Genomic DNA, 6000 nt, shown 5'->3' with positions numbered 1-6000 from the left:
ATCCAAGGCCTTGACTGCGGCCTGCACGGCAGGAACAACTAGCAGTGGGTCATCCTCGGTTCTGATGACGAAGCTTGTTAAAGCTGAAGAGCTCTGAGTGTAGGGTCTGTACATTTCTTGCAAGGAGTCTTTTTCCAGCCCGAAGTGCTTCACGTCGCCAACGACCCCGACGATCTCGCTAGGCGTCGGATCGCCTGCGATCAAAAGGAGTTTTCCGATGGGATCTTCATTCTGCCAGTATCGCTTCGCGAATGACCTGTTGACAATCAGGACCTTGGGAGAAACCTCACTATCTCGTTCCGAGAATACCCGTCCATTGAGTAGCGGTATGCCGATGGTTCGAAAGTAATTTGGCGTGACGACAAGATTAGTGGCGAATCGGTCCTTGGTCGCGAATCCATCCTGTAACTTCTTATCAGCAGGCTGACCAACCAGATCAAACAAGGCCGCGAAAACATCAGTGTTGCTGAATGGCAGCGCGTTGATTGCGCCAACGGAGCGGCACCCGCTAATCGAAGCCAGACGGCTAAGCAGTTGCCCGTACGGGAGCTGCATGTCCTTTTGAGGATACTTCTGGCGGGGCAAATCTATGCTGACGGTTAGAACGTTCGTAGGGTCAAGACCTGAATCAACATGCTGAAGACGAACCAGGCTCTTGACCAAGAGTCCAGCGCCGCTGAGCAGCACCAGCGCCAGGGCGATCTCCGAAATAACAAAAAGCCTCCCCCATCTAGTCCCGCCCGCCTGCTCAGCCGCTCCCCTTTTGAGCGACTCATTCAAATCAACCTTGGATGCGTGAATCGCCGGAGCAAGGCCAGCTAATACTCCGGTCAACAAGGAAGCCGCCAGAGTGAAGATAAGAGCGCGGGCGTCGATGGTTGCGCCGACAACTGGCGACATCTGAGTGGCGCTGAGTCCCCTCAGACTCTGCAAGAACCAGTGAGCCGCGAGAAAACCCAGGAAACCGCCTGCAGAGGCGACGACTAAACTCTCTATCAGAAGCTGACGGACCAGTCGCAACCGCGATGCCCCCAAAGCCGCTCGCACAGCCATCTCCCTCTTCCGGAGCGTCGCTCGGCTCAAGAGCAGGTTTCCTACGTTCGCGCATGCTATCAGCATCACGAGAAGCACAGAACCTGCCAGGACAAGAAAAGCCGTCTGAGAGCTACCTGTAATGCGTTCGATCAGAGGAACTACCTTTATGTTCCTCCTGGCCACCCAGGTTTCGGCTCGCACTTGCCTGAATCGCTCTTTCAAGGCCGCAACATCAGATCTTGCCTGATCAAGGGTCACCTTCGGCCTCAACCGGCCGATTATGTTGTAGAAGATTGTTGGGCTGGTCAACACGCGATCCGTTCCAAGCGAGATTGGAACCCAGAGCTCAGCTCGTGTCGGAGGTCGAAAGTCGGCGGGAGCTACGCCTATTATCGTGAATGGAATTGAGTTGAGCGAAATGGTGTGGCCAAGAACCTCGGGCGAAGCTGCGAAATCGCGCTTCCATAGCCCGGCGCTAATTATCGCTACGCGATTATTGCCACTTTGCTCTTCTTCCGCACCGATTGTCCGGCCAAGCGCGGCGTTCACGCCAAGTACTCTGAAGAAGCTTGCGCTCACTTCGACGCACTGTACGCGACTAGGCTCGCCGGCTCCCGAAAGATTGGCGCCGCCGTTGTAATCGCTATAGGCAGCCACATCCGCGAAGGTCTGAAGCCCCTCTTTCCAGTCAAGAAGGGGTCCCGGTGAAGAGTCGCCTCTCAGGCTCAGCAACGCATCATCCAAAACCACCAACCGGTCCGGCTCGTCGCACGAAATCGGACGGAGCAGAGCGAAGCTGATAATGCTAAAGGTTGCTGTACAACAGCCAATGGCCAAAGCCAGTGTCAACACCGCTCCGGTGCCGAACAGTGGAGATCTGAGCAGCGTTCTTATCGCATAGCGGACATCTCTTGAGACTGAGTCCATGGCCTAGGTGACAACACCAAACCGACGGTTCGAAGTCCAAGCGGCACAGAGGGGCAGTCCTCTACCGCTCAGCCGGTCGAAGCTTTGATAGCAGCTCTGCCTCTTTTTCATCTGTGAGCGCTCCATAATGTACCCACTCAACAAATCCGCCGGCTGACACTATCAAAATCTCGGGAATGCTGACCACCCTGTACGCTCGTCGAACAGACATGCTCGGCATAATAAGCGTTTTGAAAGCTACTTGTTTCTCTTTGAGGTTGCTTTTCGTTTCGTCCAGGGGGTCGAGGGAAATACCGCGCACAGCGATGTTCATCGACTCAGCCGCATTCGCCAGCCGGTTCCAAATTGGTAGTTCGTGACTGCACACTCCACATGCCGGCGAAAAGATCAGAATCAAGGACCGGCGGGATCCGTCGTAGCCGACCTCCGTCGGGTTGCCATCTATTCCGGTGCTCTTGAAAGCCGGCAGGATATCTCCGACCTGAGCGGACTGTGGCCCACATAGTGTCCCGGACGCGTCGTCAAGCACCGCTCTCAGCCGGGCCTTGTCGCGAGATAGCGTTATGATAAACCCTACCGCGATAGCAATACCTAACAAAAGAACGATGTAGGCTGGGTCGAAAAAACTCCGCCACACAGTCTGCTTCGTCTGGGTGAGTTCAACTGAGTTTTCCATCGCAACCTCGGGAGACCGTCAATTTTCGGAAGTTCGTCCAATTCACAGGAGGCCTGCTGTGCTCCGCCTCTAAGTGCGCTTTAAAAGGGAAGAACAATGCTGCATTGCGATCCTCTATTGTTTTCTGGTGCAGTCAACTACAACGCACTGGCCATCCTGGATCACTCCGTATCTCCCTGAGTTTGGAAACACGCAGTTACATTCGGGCTTTGGTGTCCGGTGACTGTAGAACCAGAGACCAAGCAGGATGGCAACCATCGCGACACCAACTAATAACGCGGATGTCTTCCTTGTCAGTCTCACTATTCAGACCCCGGACCGGAACCAAGAATTAGTCGTAAACCTGGTGGGCTCGCACATCCCGAGCTCGGCTGAGCGAAGCCCACCAATGTCGGCAAATGCCCACAAAACCGGGTACTCAAGTTCCTCAGACTTGAACCCAGCAGTTAGTCGAGGGACAGTCCTCACCACTTCGAACCCCATAGGTGTTTGAGTTTGGATACCAACAATTACACCTTGGAGCTCCATAGCCGTCTTCCATTAATTCAAAGTCGGCTGAAACCGGCCCGATGGACCCAAATCCGACGACAAGAACCAGGACCCCCAGGGAAAACCATAACCGTAACTTTCTCATTGCTTTCCTCCTTTCGCAAAAAAGATTACACGTTGCTTACTCGACGGTCGGAACCAGACACACACTATCGAACACTGTGTTCGTCGCAAGATCCAGTATGGTTCGGGTTTGGATTCCAACAGTTGGCAGAGCCACCTTATCAGCGATAACCACCGGATAAGCTGAAACCACCGGCCCAAGGAAACCAAATCCGACGACTAGGAAAAACAGGACGACCAGGACCCACCTCAAAGTTGTCGGTGCTTTCCCTTTTCCACAGAAAGCCGTGAAAACGTCTCTAGATCGGAATCCAACAATCCGCTGGACAACACTCCCAATAAGGACCTACCCGGCATAGTGCGCCGTAATGGCCGGTAACGGGATGGCTGCAGGTGCAGCGCGCGCCGAATTCCTCGACCATGAATACGTCGCCACTGCTATAGGTAGCACCGAACATGCTGAGCATAACGACGAACGCAATGCTCAGCCAGACCCTTTTACTTTTCATTTTTCCCTCCTGATCCTCGCGTAACCGAGGCAATCTACCGAGTCATCGCTTTAGCAAACCTGCGGCGTGACCAGGCGGATTATAGCGACAGCGGGGCCACAAGTCTTTGGGTGATTCTTAGAGAGTTATTAGCAAGTTCTTAGCTGGAGATGAGCGGACACTGGGGTTCGCACGTCAGCGCTGAAGGGACACGGCTCGTGAACACCATTAGCGCCTCGCCAAATCCGGTGCATCAGCCACAACGTAAACCCGATGCTTCAGGTTCATGTGCAGCGATAGCGGATCAAGTTCTAACGCGCGCAGTTTTTCCGCCAGAGCCTCAAGGTTCTCCTGGAACGAGTTAGGGATTGTCGTTCGATCGCTTTTTGCTGCGGTTCGCAAGCGCGGGGCCGCGCTTGCGTGTCGAGGTTTTTGGTGAGTGGGCCCACAACTCATCCGATCTGGCACCAGCTAGAGTCGTTCACCATCAGTCGCAAGCCCAATACGCCGCAAAAGACGAACGAACCTCGCGTCTGAGCGAAGATGGTCAAACATCGGCCACACCTTTAGCCAGATGAGTAGTCCGGAGCGTTCCTCATAAGCCTTCTCCAGCCATTCCATTGCCTGATCTACCCGGTCCGGGAATCCGGCATAGACAACTGCGATCGTGGCGCACGAAACAAATTGACGTCGCGACAACTCCAACAGCTGGTCTAGAAACCTTTCAGCCTCCGCTCTCGCGCCGAAGGAAGCGTGGCAGTGACCGAGGCCAGCTAGAGTCCATGAGTTTTCACTGATGGATCTCGCCTTTTCTAGTTCGGCGATGGCTTCTCGGTACATCAACTTGCGCTCGTAACACATTCCAAGGTGGAGGTGCGCGCGGGAGAAATTTGGCTCCAGTTCGAGTGCACGTTCCAATTGTTCGATAGCGAGATCGTAGCGCCGTGCCCAATAGAAGTTGAGTCCAAGATTTGTATTGATGATGAGCGAGAGTGGATCGAGATCCCGGGCCTTCTTCAGCTCTGCCAGCCCCTGGTCAAATAGACCCATCGACGCCAGATATTCACCATGCCACTGATGGGCTGTCGGATAAGTTGGGCTGAGGCGTACGGCTTGCTGAAAATCCGCCTCCGCTGCTGTCCAATCCCAATCATAGATGAGTTTTATCTGACCCAATGAAGCGTAAGCTTCCCCGGTTTCATCCAACTGAATGGCCTTCATGGCGGACGCCTTGGCTTGCGGCATGATCTCTCGTGGATTGTCAGCTCCGAATAACCCAAGTAAGACGAGGCAATCCGCTATTCCAGCATGCGCCAGGGAATAGTTCGGGTCTTCAGCAATTGCCTGCCGGAAGTATTCAACTCCTTTTTTCAGATCCTCAATGGCTCTTCTGGCCCAGGCGTATCGTCCCTTAAGATAAAACTCGTAGGCCTCCCTGTTCTCCGTAAAGCGTTTCGTTAGTTTTTCCCTCTGCTCACCGCTCAATCTAAGGCGTAACTTCTCTGGGATCTCCCAAGCCAATTCATCTTGCAGAGAAAAAATGTCCGAGGACTTCCTGTGATATTGTTCGCCCCAGATCCGCGATCCATCCTCAACATCGACCAGTTCTGCGCTTATGACAAGTTGTTCTCCAAGCTGTTGAACAATGCCCATCATCACTGCGCGGACTCCGAGACTATGGCCAGCCTCTCGCGGGTCAATACCAGCCCCTTTGTAACGAAAGACTGTACTACGTGCCATCACTTTCAACTGCGGAAGGTGCGAAAGGCTATTCATGATGCTCTCGGTTATCCCATCCGAGAGGTATTCCATGTTGGGATCATTACTCGCATTAATAAAAGGAAGCACCGCAAGAGAATCGATCCCTTTCTCATGAGCCTTTTCCTCGGGCTCTATCATTTTGGCGACAAAACGATAGCCTCGACGCGGAACAGTCTCGATGTACTTGGGATTCTCGGTGCTTTCCCCCAGAGCCCTCCGCAGCATGAAGATGTGTTGGGCGAGATTTCCTTCCTCCACATACTCATCCGGCCAAACTTCTTTCATCAGAACGTCTTTTTCAACTACATGGCCGTTATTCCGAACGAGGAGGAGAAGAGTGCTCAAAACCTTCGCAGGTAGCGGTACGAGTCGCCCATCGCGCAGGAGCACCCGCTCGCCCGCATCCAGGCGGAAGGCACCAAACTGAAAGAGATTGTCGGCTCGCCCCATGAACAGATTCAGATTCAGCTATTCAATTTCAGCTTGATCTGCTTGTGCCCG

3 protein-coding genes are annotated in these 6000 nt (G+C 53.7%); all 3 read right to left on the bottom strand.

All coding sequences use genetic code 11. The features are described from left to right. The coding region (locus AABO57_21615) for an ABC transporter permease (protein ID MEK6288324.1) at positions 1–1962 on the bottom strand (1962 nt) is incomplete at its 3' end. 61 nt (positions 1963–2023) lie between these two features. Further along, positions 2024–2638: a redoxin domain-containing protein gene (locus tag AABO57_21610; protein ID MEK6288323.1), complete on the bottom strand. Its 615-nt coding sequence runs from the start codon at positions 2636–2638 to the stop codon at positions 2024–2026. 1571 nt (positions 2639–4209) lie between these two features. Then, positions 4210–5949: a winged helix-turn-helix domain-containing protein gene (locus AABO57_21605; protein ID MEK6288322.1), complete on the bottom strand. Its 1740-nt coding sequence runs from the start codon at positions 5947–5949 to the stop codon at positions 4210–4212. Between the last annotated feature and the right edge of the window lie 51 nt (positions 5950–6000).

Source organism: Acidobacteriota bacterium, assembly GCA_038040445.1.
Classification (GTDB): Bacteria; Acidobacteriota; Blastocatellia; order UBA7656; family UBA7656; genus Onstottus_A; species Onstottus_A frigus.
This window is presented reverse-complemented; position numbering and strand designations above follow the sequence as displayed.